At 38.0% G+C, this 18,999-nt stretch carries 11 protein-coding genes; 9 read left to right on the top strand and 2 right to left on the bottom strand.

Annotation, left to right across the window (positions count from 1 at the left end; genetic code table 11):
* Positions 1-14: 14 nt before the first annotated feature.
* The 7 genes from ABN763_RS18035 to arsM all read left to right on the top strand — a co-directional run bounded on the left by ABN763_RS18035 (position 15) and on the right by arsM (position 6,903).
* Positions 15-566 carry a CopD family protein gene (locus ABN763_RS18035; protein WP_410486900.1) on the top strand — a complete coding sequence of 184 codons (552 nt, stop codon included), beginning with the start codon at positions 15-17 and terminating at the stop codon, positions 564-566.
* Between the two features lie 144 nt (positions 567-710).
* Positions 711-1,742 carry a rhodanese-related sulfurtransferase gene (locus ABN763_RS18040; protein ID WP_410486901.1) on the top strand — a complete coding sequence of 344 codons (1,032 nt, stop codon included), beginning with the start codon at positions 711-713 and terminating at the stop codon, positions 1,740-1,742.
* Between the two features lie 301 nt (positions 1,743-2,043).
* Positions 2,044-3,210, top strand: coding sequence for a serine hydrolase domain-containing protein (locus tag ABN763_RS18045; protein WP_410486902.1), 1,167 nt, complete (start codon positions 2,044-2,046; stop codon positions 3,208-3,210).
* On the top strand, positions 3,207-3,920 hold the full coding sequence (locus ABN763_RS18050) for a 3'-5' exonuclease (RefSeq protein ID WP_410486903.1): 714 nt from the start codon (positions 3,207-3,209) through the stop codon (positions 3,918-3,920). Before ABN763_RS18045 ends, ABN763_RS18050 begins: the two co-directional genes overlap by 4 nt.
* Entirely contained in the window at positions 3,901-5,337 is a 1,437-nt protein-coding gene (locus tag ABN763_RS18055; protein ID WP_410486904.1) for a TPM domain-containing protein, read from the top strand. The genes ABN763_RS18050 and ABN763_RS18055 overlap by 20 nt, the downstream gene beginning before the upstream one ends.
* Positions 5,338-5,415: 78 nt before the next feature.
* Positions 5,416-5,988 carry a Crp/Fnr family transcriptional regulator gene (locus tag ABN763_RS18060; protein ID WP_410486905.1) on the top strand — a complete coding sequence of 191 codons (573 nt, stop codon included), beginning with the start codon at positions 5,416-5,418 and terminating at the stop codon, positions 5,986-5,988.
* A 69-nt stretch (positions 5,989-6,057) separates the two neighbouring features.
* Complete coding sequence (arsM, locus tag ABN763_RS18065; protein WP_410486906.1) at positions 6,058-6,903, top strand: arsenite methyltransferase; 846 nt, start codon at positions 6,058-6,060, stop codon at positions 6,901-6,903.
* 59 nt (positions 6,904-6,962) lie between these two features.
* Here arsM and ABN763_RS18070 read toward each other — a convergent pair whose 3' ends face one another.
* The gene (locus ABN763_RS18070; RefSeq protein ID WP_410486907.1) at positions 6,963-10,946 is read right to left on the bottom strand and encodes a fibronectin type III domain-containing protein; all 3,984 of its coding nucleotides are present in this window, start codon (positions 10,944-10,946) and stop codon (positions 6,963-6,965) included.
* 164 nt (positions 10,947-11,110) lie between these two features.
* Between ABN763_RS18070 and ABN763_RS18075 the strand changes: the two genes are divergently transcribed.
* Positions 11,111-12,802, top strand: a complete 1,692-nt coding sequence (locus ABN763_RS18075; RefSeq protein ID WP_410486908.1) for an ABC transporter ATP-binding protein — start codon at positions 11,111-11,113, stop codon at positions 12,800-12,802.
* 908 nt (positions 12,803-13,710) lie between these two features.
* Here the strand turns inward: ABN763_RS18075 and ABN763_RS18080 are convergent.
* Entirely contained in the window at positions 13,711-17,955 is a 4,245-nt protein-coding gene (locus ABN763_RS18080) for a fibronectin type III domain-containing protein (protein WP_410486909.1), read from the bottom strand.
* A gap of 296 nt (positions 17,956-18,251) precedes the next feature.
* Between ABN763_RS18080 and ABN763_RS18085 the strand changes: the two genes are divergently transcribed.
* Positions 18,252-18,998 carry a ThuA domain-containing protein gene (locus ABN763_RS18085; protein WP_410486910.1) on the top strand — a complete coding sequence of 249 codons (747 nt, stop codon included), beginning with the start codon at positions 18,252-18,254 and terminating at the stop codon, positions 18,996-18,998.
* Position 18,999: the final 1 nt, after the last annotated feature.

Consider the following 18,999-nt stretch of genomic DNA (forward strand, 5'->3'; position numbering starts at 1 on the left):
TTATATTTGCACTTATGGCAGAAGCATACCCATACCTAAAGGCATTACATATTATTTTCATGGTCACCTGGTTTGCCGGATTGTTTTACATTCCAAGGTTGTTTATGTACCATATTGAAGCTTTAGAAAAACCATCACCTGAAAAAGAAATTCTATCTAAACAATTGGCTTTAATGACCAAGCGTCTTTGGTACATTATTACGTGGCCTTCGTTAGTCCTATGCAGTATTTTTGCTTTTGCCCTTCTTTATATTAAATATACCTTGGTCCATATGCCATGGATGCAGGTAAAACTGGGGTTTGTTATCTTGCTTTACCTATATCACATTAGATGTCATTTTATTTTTAAGAAGTTACAGCGAAACGAATCTAAATATTCCACTAATTTCATGCGAATATGGAATGAAGGTTCGACCATTATTCTTTTTGCAGTGGTGTTTTTAGTCATTCTTCAAAATGCGTTTAATTGGATTTATGGTGTAGGCGGAATCTTAGGCTTGGGGGTTTTGCTTATGCTTGGAATTAAATTTTACAAGAAAGTACGAGAAAAAAATCCGGAAGCTTAAATAGCTATAAGCTTAAAGTTCTATGTATTAAGCCTTTTGCCTTTTACATAAATCTACTACATTTGCGCACATTTTAGTTATACCTACTTCACTTATTAGGTTGTTTAGGTATTTATTCTTTAACTCTTAAAACATTGGTATAGCATGCAACTGTACAATAAATTAAGCGCTAAAGAAAGAGCAGCTCTTATTGAAGAAGCCGGTAAACAACGGCTCACGCTCTCTTTCTATCAGTATGCCAACATTGGCAATCCGCAAATTTTACGTAATCATTTATTCCTAGCATGGGATGCGTTAGAAGTACTAGGGCGAATTTATATCGCTAATGAAGGTATCAACGCCCAGTTATCGGTCCCCGCAGAAAATTTTGAAGCCTTTAAAAAACACCTTGATAGCATTACATTTCTTGAAAATGTTCGATTGAATGTTGCGGTCGAACAAGATGATATGTCGTTTTTAAAGTTAAAAGTGAAGGTAAGACACAAGATCGTTGCCGACGGATTAAACGATGATACTTTTGATGTTACTAATAAGGGTATTCATGTGGATGCTGAGACCTTTAATGCATTAATAGAAGATGAAAATGCTGTTTTAGTCGATATGCGTAATCATTATGAAAGCGAAATAGGTCATTTTAAAAATGCCGTCACTCCAGATGTTGACACCTTTCGCGACTCACTGGATATAATAGAAGAGCAGTTAGCCGAGCATAAAGAAGATAAAAAACTAGTGATGTATTGCACGGGAGGTATCCGATGTGAAAAAGCCAGTGCATATTACAAACATAAGGGCTTCAAAAATGTATATCAATTAGAAGGTGGTATTATTGAATACACACGTCAAGTGAATGAAAAGGAGTTGGAAAACAAGTTTTTAGGAAAAAACTTTGTTTTTGATCACCGTCGTGCTGAAAAAATATCGGATGATATTATAGCCAACTGCCATCAATGTGGTGAGCCTTGCGACACCCATGTAAATTGTGAAAATGAAGCCTGTCATTTGCTGTTTATCCAATGTAAAAACTGTGCAGCAGAAATGAACGGCTGTTGTTCTGATGAGTGTAAAGAAATTAATGCCTTACCATATGAAGAGCAAAAGGCACTACGTCGGGGTAAGCACAATAGCAACAAGATTTTTAAGAAAGGTCGTTCTGAGGTCTTAAAATTTAAAAAATAGCTTCTCGAAATCTTAAGTGTTTAGTAAAACAACCACATTAAGATGTATTCACGTTAGTTTCAAGCGCTGAATTGCAATATAAAAAGGGTTTTCGTCAATAATTTTTGAAACCTCGGAGAAAATTCAGGAAACTCTTTTGGTTTCCGTTTAGGAAAATACATTGATTCAGCTTGATTTTTTGATTCATTTTGTATCAAGACAAAATGAACAGTAATTTACCTTAGATTTTTATTTAGGCTAATGATATTGATCGATGAGTAGCGAATTATGGCTATATTTATTTCCATAATTCGCTATTTCAATGAAACGATTTCTTAAGATCCTAAAACGGATTTTTCAGTTCCTTCTAATCTTAATTATTCTTTTTGTTATTGGGTTGTATCTATTCGATTACGACTACGTAATTCGTGGTGCTCGTATTGTATATGCTACAGGACATAATTCTGCCTTTATTGATGATTATACCTATTTTGAGAATGATACTATTCAAATGGGTAACAATCCTCAACCTTGGCCCATGCATAAAAACTATAATACGATTGAGGCGACAGATAGGCTAAAAGGCACCAATAAAGCATTAGGTACAGTTGCTTTTGTAATTATTAAAAACGACAGTATTTGGTTTGAAGATTACAACGACGATTTCGGCATTAGTAGTATTAGTAACTCGTTCTCCATGGCAAAAAGCGTGACCTCCGCCATGATGGGAAAAGCCATTTTGGATGGTTATATTAAAAGCTTAGATCAACCTGTTGGGGATTTTTTTCCACAATATGCGGAAGGATTAGCTGCTAAAATGACCGTTGGCGATCTATCATCAATGGCATCTGGCTTAGATTGGGTTGAACATTATACAAGTCCGTTTTCAGTAACTGCAAGAGCTTACTATGACGATGATCTGGCAGAAACTATTTTAAACCAAAAAGTGGTTTTAGAACCGGGACAACGAGTTCGCTATAAAAGTGGCAGCACACAGTTACTAGGAATGGTCATCGAAAAAGCTACCGGCAAAAAAATGGCTGAATATTTATCTGAATCTTTTTGGAAACCCATGGGAATGGAAAAAGACGGTCTTTGGCAGGTCGATGATGAAGATAATCGCTTGGCAAAAACCTATTGCTGTATAGGATCCAATGCACGTGACTTTGCGCGCTTTGGAAAGTTGTACAAAGACTTTGGTCAATGGAATGGCAAGCAATTATTAGATTCCGCCTTTGTAGCAAAAAGTATCAAACCTCGTTTTGAAGAAGATGATGATTACGGCTATGGTTTCTGGCTCTTAAAACATCAGGGAAAAGATGTTTTTTACATGCGAGGTATACTTGGTCAATACGTTATGGTGGTACCTGATGATAATGTGATTGTTGTACGTTTAGGTCATCAACGAGCAAGGGTAAATATTAAGGGAGAACGTATTCAAGACACGGATTTATATCTACAAGAAGCTTATAAAATGATGGGGTTATGATACATAAATTACAACTTGAAAACATATTATTTTTAGATATAGAGACGGTTCCCGAACATCAAAAATTCGAAGAGCTCACAAAGGAAAAACAGGAACTGTTTGAAGCAAAAACTGCCTACCAGCGTAAGGAAGAGTTTACGGCCTATGAGTTTTACGATCGCGCTGGTATTTGGGCGGAATTTGGGAAAATCGTTTGTATTTCAGTCGGGTATTTTGTGTTTCGAGGTGATATTAGAAACTTTCGTGTAACCTCATTTCATGGAGAAGAAACGCAACTTTTAAAAGCCTTTAAAAATCTGTTAGAAACGCATTACAATAGACCGCAACATCTATTATGCGCTCATAATGGGAAAGAATTCGACTTTCCGTATATCGCAAGACGAATGATCATTAATAAAATAGACATTCCCTTTAAACTTAATTTATTTGGCAAAAAGCCCTGGGAAGTCCCACATATTGATACCTTAGAATTATGGAAATTCGGAGACTATAAACACTATACATCATTAAAGTTACTTACCAATATACTCGGTATTCCTTCACCCAAGGACGATATCGATGGTAGTCAAGTAGCATCAGTTTATTATGAGGAAGATAATATCGATCGGATTATTGAATATTGCGAAAAAGACACCATTGCCGTGGCCCAAATTTTACTACGTTTACGCAATGAAGATTTATTAGTTGATGATGAAATTAAAAAGGTATAACAAACAATTCTTACTGCTACTCTCCATTTTTTTAGCTGGAACAGCAATTGGATTTGGTCAGGAAAGTACATCAACTTCTATAGAGGTGATCGCAGTGGAAGACGATGAAAACAATGGCATTGATATTATTGAAACAGTGCCATATGAACCACAAGATACCACGACAGTTTCATCAGCTGAAAAAACAACTCCAAATCAAACATTTACTTCTCCTTTATATAAACAAACATCAGGAACATTTACCGTTGAAAACACCCCTAATCCTAAAAAAGGCAGAGGGAATGGGTATGTATCTGATCCTGCTGATATTATTTCAGCAAATGAAGAGCAGGTAATCAACCAAATGCTTTGGGAGCTCGAACAAAAATCGACCGCTCAAATTGCTGTTGTAATGCTACCGAGTATAGGGAACGAAGTCCCAAAAAACTTTGCCGTCGATCTATTTGAAGAATGGGGTATAGGTCAAGCAGAGACCGATAATGGTCTATTGATATTGACTGTTATGGATCAGCGACGCACCGAATTTGAAGTAGGTTACGGACTAGAACCCATTTTAACAGACGCAGTTTGCTTGCGAATAGGTACCGATGAGATTGTTCCGTTTTTTAAACAAGGACGGTTTGGGGCTGGAATTGTATCGGCATTAACTAGAGTCGACCAATTTCTGGACAATCCAGACGTCATCGATGAGATCTATGCTCATAATATAGGTTACACACAAAGTTCACACGAGCATGGTTTCTGGTGGTATTTCATAAGGATTTATGGAATAATAAGTTTGCTTTTCGCTATAGGATATTATGGTGTTGCATGGGACATAGAACGATCTAAAGATGATTATTATGATAAGTATATTCGTCTTGACAAAATGAAATTTGGGTGCTTATTATTTTTAATTCCGTTGCCTTTTATTCTGTTTAATGCCATGGTAAAAAGACGGTTAAAAAAATATCGAACCGCACCCCGCTTTAGCAAACTTAATGGCAAACCGCTGTTTCTAAAAAATGCCTGGGCCGAAAATAAGTTTTTAGAAAACGGGCAACTAATTGAAGAAAAAATCAACTCAGTCGATTATGATGTTTGGGTGACTGAAGATGAAAGCGATATTTTGATACTAGAATATGCGGGTAAAATTTCAAAATATAGTGACTGTGCTAAATGTGGTTATAAGACCTATGGTCGAAAGCGTTCCGTTGTCTTAAAAGCAGCAACCTACAGCAATTCGGGAAAACGAAAGGTTGTATATACTTGTGCAAACTGCCATTATACAAAAGAAGAAATAGAAATAATCCCTCAAAAAGTGCGCTCCAGCTCATCTTCAAGTTCAGGCGGTTCATCATGGTCATCAAGTTCTAGCAGCAGCTCAAGCTTTGGTGGTGGTAGTTCAGGTGGTGGCGGTGCTGGGGTTAGTTGGTAAAATGAAAATAGTCTTAACTTAGGGGAATATTTTTAATCGTAAAAACCCTTAGGTATCCTTTCACAAGGAAAATCAACAATGGACGCCTTCAAAGAATACCTACAACAATATCCTAACTACAAGCCATCAGATTTTGATGCGGTATTACCATATTTGTCCATTAAAGAAGTAGACGCTGGTGAGTACCTGCTAAGGCAAGGCAAAATATGTAAACATATTGCTTTTATTGAAAGTGGCTTATTCAGACTATATTATTTAAATGACGGAAAAGAGGTAACCAATTGTTTTTGCAAAGAAAACACCTTAACTACTTCGTATAGCAGTCTTATCTTGCAAAAACCCAGCGACATTGCCATACAGGCAATCGAACCTTCACGACTTATTATTTTATCGAATGATTCGCTTCAAAAACTATATAAAACACATTCTTTTTGGCAGCAACTAGGCCGAATTGCGGCAGAAAATGAATTCATTACAACCGAAGAGCATAATCGATTTTTAAAAGACGTATCTGCTACCAATAGATATCAATTACTACTAGAAAAAGATAAGCAATTATTGCAGCGAGTACCCCTTAATTACCTAGCGACATATCTTCAAATTACTCCAGAAACCCTTAGTAGAATACGCAATAAGCTCGCTCGAACTTGATCTATATCAATTGACATCTTACAAACGTAAGTGAAATTTGTTCCAATATTCATCAAAACATACGATAAAATGGAAACAAGTTCAATTAAACAATCGGTTGTAAACAGTTATGGTAAACTAGCCAAGCTTACCAAAAACCATACTTGGTCTAAGCTTTTTTCCTGTTGTGATACAGCGCAAAATACCAATACTGTTGCAAAAGCAATAGGATATACAGCCAATGAAATAACATCGGTTCCTGAACAATCAAATTTAGGTGTAGGCTGTGGCAACCCATCAGCTTTAGCCAACATTAGAAAAGGACAAACCATTATCGACTTAGGCTCAGGTGCAGGATTTGATTCGTTTATTGTTGCCAATGCTTTAGAAGGTTCCGGTAAAGTCATCGGCATCGATTTGTCTGATGATATGCTAACATTAGCCAAAAGTAACGCCAAAAAAGGCCGCTACAATAATGTTGAATTTATCAAGGGTGACATTGAGCAATTACCACTTGACAATGCAATTGCGGATCTGGTTATTTCCAATTGCGTTATCAATCTTTCCCTTAATAAAGGCGACGTATATAAAGAAGCCTTTAGAGTATTAAAAAAAGGTGGGGCATTAGCTATAAGTGATATTGTGCTAGAAAAAGACCTCCCTGAAGTACTAAAAAATTCACTTGCTGGTCATGTAGCTTGCGTTTCAGGGGCAGAGCGAATAGATACCTATATAAATTACATTGAGAATGCTGGCTTTACCGAAATTAAAATTGGCAGTAAAACAACCTTTCCACTTGAATTAATGTTGGCCGATCCTCAAATACAAAAACTAGCTACGCAGTTGAATTTTAACCTTAATAGTGATGAAGCAAAAGATATCGCAGCAAGCGTTAAGAGCGTTTCGATCACCGCTAGGAAAAAATTTAAAAACTAAAATAAAAAACCCCTGATACAAAATATCAGGGGTTTTAAGTTGGTTATTTATTTAATTGACTACCGTCGCATAAACTTTTGAGTATTGGTTTCTTCACCATCATTGAGCTCAATGAAATACACTCCTGCTCTTAAATCATTCACTGAAATTCTATTTTGAATTAACTTACCGGCTTTCACTTGTTTTCCGGTAACATCCATAATTCGGTAAGTAGCTTCACCGCTATCTGGCATTTTAATATTTAATGAGTTACCGATTACCGGGTTTGGATAGATCAAGAAATCACCATCAAAACCTTCATCAGCATCTGCCTCACTAAAGGTCGAGAATGTTTGTATCGCGCTAATGCTATTGGTAGTAGCGCTTGCATTTGATAATCCTGTAATCGATACCTGATCAATATATACCTGATCTCCATTCGCTGAAGCATCACACTGGAATCTAAATCCAGAGTTTGCAGCAAAATTATACTCAGAAGCGCTAATCGTTACTGTAGCAGTGTAAAAGGTATTGTTGTTAAAGCTTGTCCCTCGTGCATAGGTTGCAACCGTGTTCCACTGCGATCCATCATAGAAACGAACCCAAAAATCTTCACCGTTCTCCATACTGTAAGCATAGAAGTAGAATGTCACTTCAACAGTATCAAAAGAAGAAACGTCAACATTGTTTAAAGTCATCGAACTTCTTGTTCCCGAGTTATCACGGAGTCTGATCGAGTAATTCCCTTCAAAAGATCTACTTCCAGAATATCTAAATGCATCACTACCGCCATCGATCCAGCCATCCCATCCAGATTCAAAGAACCCTTCATGAATTACCACAGGGTCACCACCTCCAGGAGCTGCTTCCGTGGTAACATTTAATGATGCACTGTTTGCAGAAACATTTCCTGCTGCATCTTTAGCTCTAACAGCAAAAGCGTAGGTAGTATCTGCTGTAAGTCCACTTACAGTGAATGATGTTCCCGTAGGGCTTGCAATTACGGAGCCATCTTGTAATACATCATATTCTGTTACACCAACATTGTCGGTTGAAGCATTCCAAGAAAGATCTACGCTTGTTTGTGTCACATTGCTAGATGTTAATCCAGCTGGCACAGAAGGTGCTTCAGTATCTCCTGCAGGTGCTTCGGTTGTTACAGTAACAGTACCTTGAGCAGATTCGTTCCCTGCTGCATCAATTGCTGATACACCAAATGTATAAGTGGTATCTGCGGTAAGTCCGGTAATGTTAGCAGTAGTTCCTGTCACGGTGCCGATATTTGTTGAACCGTTATACACGTTATATCCTGTAACGCCAACATTGTCTGAAGATGCATTCCAACTTAAGTCTAAGGTAGTTTGTGCAACATTCGATGCAGTTACATTTCCTGGAGTTGTAGGTGCTTCCGTATCTCCAGCTGGCGCAGCTGTTGTAACCGTTACAGATGCTTGATTTGATTCGTTCCCCGCAGCATCAACTGCCGATACATTAAAAGTATATTGTGTATCTGCAGTAAGACCTGTAATATTAGCAGTAGTTCCTGTCACCGTTCCTAGGCTTGTGGTACCATTATAAACATTATAACCTGTTACACCTACGTTATCGCTAGATGCCACCCAACTTAAGTCTACAGTAGTTTGTGTAATGTTAGAAGCTGCTAAGTTTCCTGGTGTGGTTGGTGCCTCTGTATCCGGGCCAGATCCTGATCCGTCACCTAATACGACTGTATAATCTTCTACTTGACCATATGTAAATGTTTCACAAGCAGTAGGCACACCATTATACTTCATAGATACACGCATGCGTACTGCACCATCAGCTGCTCCTGAGGGAACTGTAAATGATCCGCTTACTGGCGAAGCTGTAGTAGCTGATTGAGAGAATACTTGCTCATCACTATCGAACGTTCCGTTCTTATTAAAATCAATCCAAACGCCGTACCCTTCTCGATAGGTTGTACCCGTCCAAGTTGGTGTTACTGTTACCGTATAAGAATCCCCTTTTGTCAAATCAGTAGATATGCTGGTAAAATCTTGATATCCGCTTACTGCTCCCGAACTATTATCGATAGATCCTAATTGTACACGACCAATATATTCATCATTCACTCTGTTTCCTTGTGAGTCGCAGTAGTTAAGAATTAATTCTGGAGTACTAAATGTTGCAGATGCGCTATAATTTGAAGTAGAGCCATCATCACATTTACTACGAACCTGTACTTCGTAATCGCTAAGTTGCGTTAACCCAGTTAGGTTGGTCGAAGAACCATTAGATGAAATTGTTGTCCAAGATGAACTTCCTACCACTCTGTATCGAATATCGTAGCTAGCTCCTGGCACAGTATTCCAGCTTACTCTAGCTCCATTAGCAGTTACATTACTTGTTGATACATTTTCAGGAACAGTAGCATCACAAACTATTGGAGTACTACTAGCGCCTGTTACAATTAATGTAAAGTCCTGACTTCCGCCTGTTAACGTTCCTTTATGTGTTACCGTTACAGTATAAGAACCAACAGCACTTGAAACGTCTACTCTTTCAAAAGGATCAACATTATTATCCCCTGTACCATTAGTGGTAATGGAAGTTAAACGATATGGCTCAAAAGTATCTGAATTTTTGGTGACACGAACATCAAGGTCATTTACCAGGACTGGAGTTGTAACATTTGCAGTTCCTGTATTCACAGTACCGGCTCTATCTGTCCAACTAATAGAAACCATAAGGTCGCTTACTCCATCAGAATCAACATTTACAGAATAGGACTCTCCTGAGTTTAAGGTACGCTCATCGATCACCGCACCATTACCATTTGCTGTAATCGCTTCGGCTGCTCTTTTGGCATTTAATAATCCCCATCCAAAAACTGCATCTGGTCCGGTTGAACCAGCATCATCAGCTGTATGAAGTGCCAATCCTTTTAAAGAAGCTGCACGCATAAAGCTACCATTAAGCTCATTATAATGTTGCTGTAATAATAATAATGATCCCATTACATTCGGTGATGCCATTGAGGTACCTGAAATAGTAGCATACTCCGTATCAGTTCCTTCATAGGTTGAGAAAACACCTGTTCCGTTACCTGCAATATCTGGTTTGATCCGTAAATCATCCGTAGGACCTTCACTACTTCCAGAGTTGATATTAACACTAATAAGATTACCACTAGCATCAACATTCGCATCTTGTGCATTCGCAACTACTAAAGTGTTTTTAGAAGTAGAATGTCCTGTTAATTTATCATATGCTGAGTTTCCGTTTAATGGATTTCCGTTGTGATTGGTATTTCCGTCATTACCGGCAGCAACCACCATTAAATACATTGGAGAGTTGAATTGGAGGTTATCCCAATCTCTTGAGTCTTCAATATATGCCCCAAAATAATAATCAGGAACAAGGTCACTTCTAAAACCATAAGAATGATTTGAAAGAAGCATTCCGTTTGCAGCTTGACCAGTTGCTTCCGAAACATCGCTATTCCAGTCATGACCAATTGCTTTTGCTTGTGGAGCCATCCCTTTAGCATCTGGATTAACCCCAGATGCTATGATTGTACCTGTTACATGCGCAGCATGAAAGTTTAGTGTTGATGAGTTATCACCAATAGAAAAGCGATTGTTGCCTCCAGGACCATCGTATTCTTGGTGAGAAGGCCTTGCTAAACCACCATCCCAAACATAAGCGGTCATGTTTTGACCATCAAGATTTAATCCTAAGCTACCACCACCATTAAGGTGATTTGTTCTCGTTGAAGCAGCAGCATCAACGTTATACGTGGCATAATAAATAGGAGAACCGTCTTTTGCGATTCGTTGTAGTTCTACAAAAGTACCATCTCTTAAAAGTTCTGAAGTTTTCCAGCCTTTTTGGGCAGCAATTCTAATTGCCTCTGCTTTTTGAGCTGCTTTTCTTTTTGATACTTCGCTCTTTAGTTGAGTTAGTGCGGCCTGGTTGTTATGACCTACGATTTTTTGTACTTGGGCTTTAGTTTGTGCGGATAAAGAGTACGCACTAAAAACCAACACCATTGACAAAAACACCTTAAAATAGTTGTTTTTCATATTAGTTATTTAGCATTTAATAAAAGGTTTGTGAAAAGTGCCGTGAATGTATCAAAAATTTGTTAATATCCTAAAAAGTCGAAAACCTTTTCGATTAACCGTTGGTTTTCGTTTAAACACACCCTTCCTTTTATTAAACAAGATTGGATTTTATATATTTGAAGATGTCTGAAAATGTAATTTTAGAAGTTGAAGAATTGAGTATTGCAGCTCGTTCTCAAAAACCTAATATACAACTTGTTAATGCGATTTCATTTCAACTTTTTGAGAATGAAATTTTAGGAATTGTAGGTGAATCTGGATCAGGAAAATCGATTACAAGTTTAGCGATTATGGGACTTTTACCTAAACAAGCACTATGCATTTCATCGGGACATATTAATTACAAGTCAAATATATTGACAGATTTTTCTGATATTGACTATCGCGCAATCCGAGGTAAAAAAATATCGATGATTTTTCAAGAGCCAATGAGTTCTTTAAACCCTTCTCTAAAATGTGGTTCGCAAGTAGTTGAAATATTGTTGCAACATACTCAAATGACCAAAAGAGAAGCAAAAGAAGAAACGATTGCTCTTTTTGAAAAGGTCCAGCTCCCTAGACCAAATGAAATATTTAATAGCTACCCACATCAAATAAGTGGTGGTCAAAAGCAGCGAGTTATGATAGCCATGGCCATTGCCTGCAAACCTGATATTTTAATTGCCGACGAGCCTACAACCGCTCTTGATGTAACCGTACAAAACGAAATCATTTCACTGTTAAAAAACCTTCAGCAGGAAACAAAAATGAGTGTTATTTTTATTACTCATGATTTGGGATTGGTTTCGGAAATTGCTGATCGTATTTTGGTCATGTATCAAGGTGATATAGTTGAGCAGGGTGATGCGCAAGCTCTTTTTAAAAACCCTCAAAATGCATATACCAAAGCGCTATTAGCTTCTAGACCATCTCTCGATAGACGACTTTCAAAACTGCCTACCATACAAGATGTGTTAAATAATACGGTGAGTCATAAAGTTATAACAGCAGGGCAACGCCAACGCAGACATGAAGATATGTATGCACAAGAACCCATTTTAGAGGTGAAAAATGTGCATAAAGAATATGTCAGTAATCCCGGATTATTTAAAAAAAGCACTGCTGTTAAAGCAGTAAATGATGTTAGTTTTAAAATATATCCAGGAGAAACTTTAGGCCTTGTCGGAGAATCTGGGTGTGGAAAATCGACATTAGGAAATGCCATTTTACAGCTAGACAAAGCTACTTCCGGCAGTATCTTTTATAAGGGAATAGATATAACCAAATTAAGGGGAAATGAACTCAGAGCGCTTCGAAAAGATATTCAGATAATATTTCAAGATCCTTATGCTTCACTTAATCCAAGACTTACTGTTGGAAAAGCAATAATAGAACCTATGAAGGTTCATCAACTATATAACAATGATATTGAGCGCAAACAACAGACGATTAAGTTGTTAAAACGTGTAGGATTAGACGAGAATTGCTTTGACCGATATCCGCACGAATTCTCTGGCGGGCAACGTCAACGAATAGGAATTGCAAGAACCATAGCGCTGCAGCCAAAACTGATAGTTTGCGATGAATCAGTTTCGGCTTTGGATATTTCCGTGCAAGCGCAGGTACTCAATTTGCTAAACGAACTAAAAAATAACTTTGGTTTTTCCTACATTTTCATTAGCCACGATCTGTCGGTTGTTAAATACATGTCAGATCAACTGTTGGTAATGAATCAAGGTAAAATAGAAGAGTTGGGTGATGCCGATTTAATCTACAGCAATCCAACATCTAATTATACCAAGGAATTAATTAGCGCGATTCCTAAAGGATTATAACATCAATATTTTCTTTGAAAGTTTCAGTAGGCTTCTGGTTAGTTCAACTGTGTTGTTGAAGGAAGTAACTACTTTAAAATCCCGAATAGGGCGTTTAGCAGATAGACGAGTCGTCTCCATAGTTAATAGGTTTAAGATTTAGGGACGTGCAATATATGTATGTTAGGGGAAGGCCTGCCTAAAAAATGTGAATTTTTTGATAAAATCAACCTATTTTTCGTTAAAGCGATGCGAATTTGTCAATTTTATCGATTAACGTACTGAATCATTTTTCAAAATATTAATCTGTATGAACCGCAACCTAGGAAAGTAACCAAAAAATAAAAGCCACTCATTTCTGGTGGCTGTTCTTTCCGAAGGTATCGGTTAGGTTTAGTTTAGAATCCTCTTTGGGGCAAAAAAAGGCTCTTAGATCATAAATACCTTTCTGGTAAGTACGATTAAACTTTTAATAAATTCTACAGTTCCAGCTGCAGAAGCTCCAGCTTGATTGCTGTTGGTAAATGTTGTTGAGTAATTTGTTTTCATGATATTGGGATTTAGTTAAGTTCAAAGATATATTAGTAAATCGTTTAAAAACAAATAATATCGATGTAATGCATAAAAATTTAACATTTGTTAAAATCTAAGTAGGTCTTCATCGATACTACACTTATATAACAACCAGCTTTTGTTTTACCCTACCTATCTAGAAAACAAATAATTACAAATTACTACTAATATGGATGATTCAATATTTATCGTTCTGAATATCAAGTTATTAACATTGATTTGTTGATGAAATAAAAAATGTTAAAAAATTAAAAGCGAAACGCTCCCGCTTTTTAATCATCTAAAAAATAAAAACTGAGTACAAAAAAAGAACCCTGACTGCTGCCAGAGTTCTTTACATTTGGATAGTTACTTAGTTACTGTTTTACCAGTTTCTTTCTAATAAGTTCTTCACCATCGTTTACTTCTATAATGTAAACACCAGAGCGAAGCTTACTTACATTGATCGCAGTACTTTTAGTAGTACCCGATTTTACGGTTTGACCAATTAGGTTCATTATTCGATATTGACCCGTTGCCGAATCTGGTAAGGTCACAAATAATTCATTACCCTTTACTGGATTTGGATATACATTAAATCCTGCTTCAAAATCTTCCAAATTAGCATTTTCATCTAATCTACTTATAAAGTTAATGGTGTCTTGAGCATATCCTCTTGACGATGCACCGTTAATACCTGTGATGGTAACTTGATCTATATATACTTGATCTCCATTAGCAGTAGCATCACATTGCAAACGGAAACGGCCTCCGTTGGTTAAGTTTACTTGACCAGCATTTAGGTTAACGGTCGCTTCATAGAAAATCCCATTTTCAAAATCAGTACCTCTGGCATAGGTGGCTACGGTTGTAAATCCGGAACCATCATCATATAGTAACCAGAAATCTTCGCCGTTTTCCATACTGTTTGCATAAAAATAGAACTTAAACTCTATTTGCTGGTATGGTGCAAGATTGAATCCAGGAGATGTCATTGAAGATGCTACTCCTGAATTATCACGAAGTCTAATTGAATAGGTGCCTTCAAACGATCTAGAACCTGCATAACGCGCACAATCGGAACCTCCGTCGATCCATCCATCAAATCCTGTTTCGAAGAATCCTTCAAATAGTAAATCACTTCCACCACCTGCTGGCAGCGTAGTTACATTAACCGCATTACTAGCAGTAGATTCATTTCCTGCGGCATCTTTTGCAATAACTGTAAAAGTATATGCAGTGTCGGCTGTGAGGCCAGAAGCAGTATATGAAGTTCCTGAAACGGTTCCCACAACGCTTCCGTCTTGATATACATCGTAAGCTGTTACGGCAACATTATCTGTCGAAGCATCCCAAGAAAGATCAGTAGATGTTTGGGTTATATTAGCTGCAGCCAGATTTGTTGGCGCCGTTGGCGCTTCTGTATCAACAAAAGGTGCATCGGTAGTCACACTTATCGTGTTACTCTGAGCCGACTCGTTGTTAGCAGCATCTCTAGCGGTTACATAAAAATCATATGTCGTTTCAGCAGTTAATCCCGTCACGCCATATGAAGTTCCGGTAACGGTTACAACAAGAGCACCATCTTGATATACATTATATCCGGTTACAGCAACATTGTCTGTTGACGCATCCCAAGAAAGGTCAGTTGTTGTTTCGCCAGTATTCCCGGCAGTTAAATTTGCAGGAGCAGTTGGTGCTTCCGTGTCAACAAAAGGAGCTTCAGTCGTAACACTAACTGTGTTACTCTGTGCAGAACTATTTCCTGCAGCATCTCTTGCAATCACATAAAACTCATAAGTCGTTTCAGCAGCTAAACCTGTTACATTATAAGATGTCCCTGGCACAGTAGTAATTAGACTTCCATCCTGATATACATCATAACCGGAAACCGCAACATTATCTGTCGAGGCATCCCAGGAAAGATCGGTTGTTGTTTCTCCTGTATTTGCTGCTGTAAGATTCGCCGGAGCTGTCGGTGCTTCCTCATCAACCACACCACTACTTAATATGATCCCGTAATCTTCAACTTCACCATAAGTAAAAGTTTCACAAGCTGTTGGTATGCTGTTGTATTTCATTGATACCCGCATAGCCGTTAATCCCGTAGAAGTTCCTGACGGCACGGAGAAGCTTCCGCTAACCGGAGTTGAAGTCGTTGCGTTTTGCGTAAATACTTGTTCACCTGCATCGTCAAAATCCCCATCACGGTTATAGTCAATCCAAACAGAATAGCCTTCACGATATGTTGTCGATCTCCATTCAGGAGTAATCGTTATTGTGTAATTGTCTCCTTGATTTAATGTTGTGGATATCGCTTTAAAATCAGAATATCCACCTAACGAATTATCAGAACTGTTATCAATATCTCCTAGTTGAACTCGCGCTATCCATTCGTCATTAACACGATTTCCTTGAGAGTCACAATAGTTTAATTGAACATTTGTTGTTGTAAAGTTTATAGATGCTGAATAATCCGATGGTCCGTTATCACTACATGTGCTTCTAACTTGAACTTCATATGAAGTTTCTTCCGTTAGCCCAGAAATACTAATTGTGTTATCGCTTACTGTTTGATCTGTCCAAGCAGTTGTTCCTGTTTGACGGTAGCGAACATCAAAGCTTGCGCCTAAAATCTGATCCCAAGTAATAGTTGCTGTACTCGACGTAATATTAGAAGCGGCAACATTTGTTGGCGTCGTTGCCACACAATTCACCTCACCTTCAATAGAGAAATCTGCATCTGATATATCGAAGAATACATTATTTGATGCTTTTACCATTATACGGTTTTGAGTCCCGATTTCATTAGGCACTATGATATCATGAGATCCATCATTAGCTACATTAGTTGCTAGTGATATAGGGTAGGTGTCTCCTCCATCAGTTGATAAGAAAATATCAACGTTCGCAGCATTTATTCCGTTTCCTGTGGTACCAGCCACATCCCAACTTACTGTTCTAGTTTGATTGGCAAACCAAGTAGTTGCTGTATTTGGTGAATTTACCACGAACGGTCCCGCACTAGCAGTGACATTTACAGTAACATCATCACTGTTATTGGCACCACCACCAGCAACGTTATCACGTACTGTAAGTCTAAATGTAAGTGCTCTTGAAACCGCTGGTACTTGCTCCCATCTCCATCCTGTCGCTCCGGTTTTTATCGTTTCTAATCTTGGGAAGTAGCGCTTAGTATCAGCTGTTGGATTGAACGATCTAAATGCTACTCCACTGGTATTATTTGCATTTGGTATGGTAGTTTGCGCATTGTTTGAATCAAACTGCTCCCAGCAAAAGGTAAGTGAGTTTCCGTCCGCGTCACTGCCCCCGCCTTCCAGAACAAAAGGTGTTCCCGCAGGAATGGTAACATCGGCCCCTGCATCAGCAGTTGGCACTGCATTACCCGTAGCCGTTTCTACTTGACAACTTTCACCGCGTACATTTATTAATACTTGCTGTATTGAAAATGCATGAAAATACGGATCACTGTTTGGTTGAACATCGGTGTTTGGTCCTGTGATACCAGCATATCCCATAATAGTGGTACCACTACCAGGCTCCATTTGAGCTCCAGTTCCTTCGTTTCCGCCATGGGTCCATGTGTGGTTAGCTCCTAATTGATGTCCAATTTCATGTGCAACAAAATCAATATCAAACGGATCTCCTTCCGGATTTGTTCTCGAGGTAAATGCACTACCTTTTCTTCCTGTAGTACACACTTCCCCAATAAATCCAGCACTACCACTATTTCCTCCTTGCACAAATACATGCCCAATATCGTAATTGGCATCACCAATTACATTATCCAGAGTTTGCTGTGCTTGACTATTAAAGCTTCCGGTATATGGGTCCGTTGCAGGATCGGTATAAATAACCTGATCATTATTGGCCACTATAACCGTTGTCATACCAAAATCAACTTCAAAAACACCATTTACACGAGTCATAGTAGTATTGATGGCTGCTAATGCATCAGCAACCGTACCGCCATGATATTGAGTGTATTCTGCCTGGGCAGAAATGGCAATTCTAAAGGTTCTAAGTAAGCCGTCGTCTGCATTTCTTTCGGTGCTTGCTCCCAATTGTGGAGTATGTTTATTATCTACCAAACACTCGAAGTCATGTGGCGTACGAGGACGATCTTGTCTTTTGTAGATCGTGTACTGACTTCCGTCCTTGGTGTATGGCTGTATAAAAGTAGCAGGTTTAACACCTGATAGTACCATACTATTTAATCCCTTGTGTGACACACTAAAACGAATTACCGCAGAAGGATCATCAATACCTTGACCGGCATACGATTTAATATTAGGAAACTTTGCAGCTAAGGCAGGATGCATGGTTGATGCTTCCTTTACCATGAATCGTTCCATAGTCCCATCTGCATTCGGAAATGAAATTACAATTCCCGATTTCGAGGTATCTAAACCACGTTTTGGTGCTTTGACTAATGCCCGTTTTAGATTTTCAACATCTAATGTCATGATTTGGTCGGTGGGTACTTGATCAGGATTCGCCAAAATTTGTGATCTGCTAACACTGGTAGCAGGACCCCAAAATGATTGTGAAAATGACACCCCTACCGTTAGCAAGAAAACTAAGGATAATAGTTTTTTCATTTTTAGGTGATTAATGATTAGTTAAATAATTTTATGAAGGGAAGCAAAAATGTTAAAAAAATAACAAATATTAGGGCAATACGGTAATTTTTCGATGAAATACCGGCTATTTTAAGAAATACAAAATATCTAGATAGTCTTAGTTAAGAATTAACAATAATCCCTTTATATTTTTAAATCAACGTGTACTTTCATTTTTTACGAAGAATATGGCACATTCTTCAAATAAATTGAACATCAAATAGTTATTCATATATCTACTTATTTGATTAATTTAAAAGCAAAATCCATTCATTATGAAATTCGTTACTCTTTTAATATCCATTACGCTTTTATTTAATTGTAACCAGAAAGCAACGAATGAAACGCCCGAAGAAAACGATCCAATCCAGGCCGAAAAAGTATTGGTTTTTACCAAAACGGAGGGATTTAGGCATAATTCCATAGAAGATGGAGTCGCTTTGTTAAAAACACAAGCGGGTTCAAATAATTTTGAAGTAACCCATACAGAGGATGCCAGTGTTTTTAATGACAATAATTTAAGGGACTATAAGCTTGTGATTTTCTTGAGCACTACGGGTGATATTTTAAATGATAATCAACAAGAGGCATTCAAAAAATTTATTAACAATGGTGGTGGTTTCGTGGGTGTGCACGCCGCTACTGATACCGAGTATGATTGGCCTTGGTATGGCCAATTGGTTGGCGGTTATTTTGAAAGTCATCCGCAAACTCAAGAAGCAACTATTCAAATAGTCAAAAATGACCATCCCTCAACCCAACATCTGTCTTCAACCTGGACGCGTACAGATGAATGGTACAACTTTAAAGATCTCAATCAAAGCACTACCACACTTTTAAACTTAGATGAAACTAGTTATGAAGGCGGCAATAATGGGGACAACCATCCTATTGCATGGTTTCATGAGTATGATGGCGGACGCGTATTTTATACTGGCTTAGGTCACACCAAAGAAAGTTATGAGGAAGAAGCTTTTAAACAACATTTGTTAGGAGGCATTTTCTATGCCCTCAACCGATAGT

Origin of the sequence: Spongiivirga sp. MCCC 1A20706 (genome assembly GCF_046524175.1) — a bacterium.
In the GTDB taxonomy this organism is placed as follows: Bacteria; Bacteroidota; Bacteroidia; order Flavobacteriales; family Flavobacteriaceae; genus Spongiivirga.

What these genes read in the sequence shown, in the direction of transcription:
- ABN763_RS18035 (WP_410486900.1), top strand. Translation starts at nt 15, where the DNA reads ATGGCAGAAGCATACCCATACCTAAAGGCATTACATATTATTTTCATG.
- ABN763_RS18040 (WP_410486901.1), top strand. Translation starts at nt 711, where the DNA reads ATGCAACTGTACAATAAATTAAGCGCTAAAGAAAGAGCAGCTCTTATT.
- ABN763_RS18045 (WP_410486902.1), top strand. Translation starts at nt 2,044, where the DNA reads ATGAAACGATTTCTTAAGATCCTAAAACGGATTTTTCAGTTCCTTCTA.
- ABN763_RS18050 (WP_410486903.1), top strand. Translation starts at nt 3,207, where the DNA reads ATGATACATAAATTACAACTTGAAAACATATTATTTTTAGATATAGAG.
- ABN763_RS18055 (WP_410486904.1), top strand. Translation starts at nt 3,901, where the DNA reads ATGAAATTAAAAAGGTATAACAAACAATTCTTACTGCTACTCTCCATT.
- ABN763_RS18060 (WP_410486905.1), top strand. Translation starts at nt 5,416, where the DNA reads ATGGACGCCTTCAAAGAATACCTACAACAATATCCTAACTACAAGCCA.
- arsM (WP_410486906.1), top strand. Translation starts at nt 6,058, where the DNA reads ATGGAAACAAGTTCAATTAAACAATCGGTTGTAAACAGTTATGGTAAA.
- ABN763_RS18070 (WP_410486907.1), bottom strand. Translation starts at nt 10,946, where the DNA reads ATGAAAAACAACTATTTTAAGGTGTTTTTGTCAATGGTGTTGGTTTTT.
- ABN763_RS18075 (WP_410486908.1), top strand. Translation starts at nt 11,111, where the DNA reads ATGTCTGAAAATGTAATTTTAGAAGTTGAAGAATTGAGTATTGCAGCT.
- ABN763_RS18080 (WP_410486909.1), bottom strand. Translation starts at nt 17,955, where the DNA reads ATGAAAAAACTATTATCCTTAGTTTTCTTGCTAACGGTAGGGGTGTCA.
- ABN763_RS18085 (WP_410486910.1), top strand. Translation starts at nt 18,252, where the DNA reads ATGAAATTCGTTACTCTTTTAATATCCATTACGCTTTTATTTAATTGT.